This is a genomic window from Pseudomonas sp. (assembly GCF_049645325.1).
In the GTDB taxonomy this organism is placed as follows: Bacteria; Pseudomonadota; Gammaproteobacteria; order Pseudomonadales; family Pseudomonadaceae; genus Aquipseudomonas.
Map to the genome: position 1 here is coordinate 1 of NZ_JBARTQ010000558.1, position 1,675 is coordinate 1,675.

The 1,675-nt window shown below is 60.1% G+C and carries 1 protein-coding gene; it reads left to right on the forward strand.

Annotated elements, in window-relative coordinates; translation table 11 throughout:
• The first annotated feature begins 133 nt into the window (after nucleotides 1–133).
• The gene (locus WBB95_RS23390) at nucleotides 134–1,480 is read left to right on the forward strand and encodes an IS1380 family transposase (protein ID WP_424489722.1); all 1,347 of its coding nucleotides are present in this window, start codon (nucleotides 134–136) and stop codon (nucleotides 1,478–1,480) included.
• Nucleotides 1,481–1,675 lie beyond the last annotated feature (195 nt).

Sequence of the window (1,675 nt, forward strand, 5' to 3'; positions counted from 1 at the left end):
CCGCGGGGTCAAGGGCCGGCACTTCAACCCGCATTTCCCATTTGACTTCCCGAACTTTGGCACGCGATTTGCGCCAGACCCTTGGAAAACAAGGGCATTCAGCCAAATCATGCCAAGCTGACAGGGGAACCCAATGGGTGACTGCCAAAACGAGGATTTGCGGGTCGGTTTTGACAGTCGGTTAAAGCTCAAGTTCCTGGGCAGCCAGATCACGACCGACGCCGGACTGCTGGCCTACCGCGAACTCGACGAAACGCTGGGACTCACTGAAATGGGCGCAGACCTTCTCACCGATTCCCGCCAGGGGAGCAACAAGCAGCACCAACTCGTGCCGCTGTTGCGACAGTCGATCTACAGCCGCTTGGCTGGCTACGAGGATGTCAACGATGCGGAGCGGTTGTGCGTCGATCCGGCCATGCGCCACGTGGTGGGAGGCCGAGCCAGCCAGCCGGAGAAGCAAGCGGCTTCGAGCAGCGAGGTGGGCCGCTTCGAGACGGAGACGCTCAGCACCAAACGCAATCTCACGGCACTGATGCAGCTTCCCGGTCAGTGGATCGATCAGGTGCATCGGCGACGACCGCTGAAAGAACTGATCCTCGACTTGGATAGCTCGGTCAGCGAGACCTACGGTCGGCAACAAGGCACGGCCTACAACGGGCACTTCGAGTGCCTGTGTTACCATCCGCTGTTCCTATTCAATCAGTTCGGCGATTTGGAAAGCGTCATGCTGCGGCGCGGCAACAAGGCTAGCGCCAAATATTGGCGGCGGGTGCTGCTGCCGGTCATCGAGCGTTATCGGCATCTGGACATCCCCAAGTTCTTTCGGGGTGATGCGGCCTTCGCCAATCCGGCGCTGTACCGAGTGCTGGAGAAAGAGGGCTATCGTTACGCCATTCGCCTCAAAGCCAACGCCGTGTTGGAGCGGGAAATCGAGCATCTGCTGACTCGTCCGGTGGGCCGGCCTTCGCACCGGCCCAAGATCTTCTACCACAGCTTTCAGTATCAAGCCAAGTCGTGGCAGCGGGCGCGGCGCGTGGTTGCCAAGGTTGAGTGGCACGCGGGTGAGTTGTTCCCGCGCGTCGGATTCATCGTGACAAACTTGAATAAGCACTCGAAGAACGTCGTGAAGTTTTACAACGGTCGCGGCACGGCCGAGCAATGGATCAAGGAAGGCAAGAACGCGGTGCAGTGGACCAAGCTCTCTTGCCGCACGTTCAAAGACAACCAGACGCGCCTGCAACTGTTTGCGCTGGCGTATAACCTCGGCAACTTCCTGCGGCGACTGGCCCTGCCCAAGCCAGTGCGGCATTGGTCGCTGACGACGCTGCGGGAGAAGCTGATCAAGATCGGAGCGAAGGTGACACGGCACTCGAAGTACGTGTTCTTTCAACTGGCCGAGGTGGCGGTGACGCGGAACTTGTTTGCCGCGATCCTCGAACGCATCGCGCGGCTGGCGATTCCGCCGCCGCCGATCACGTGACTTGACGCGGGAGCGGATCAAAGAGTGGAAAACGGGGTTCCCCAGGGAGCAGGTCTGCGCCGATCCAGAGATTGACGCTGAAAAACGCTCCGGTGCGCCCCGTTTTCAGGTTTTCGACCGCGATCAAGCGGTACGGGCGTAGGAAAAACGAAAAACACTTGCCGCGCGCTAGACACGGGGGGGGGGCGCGATGTT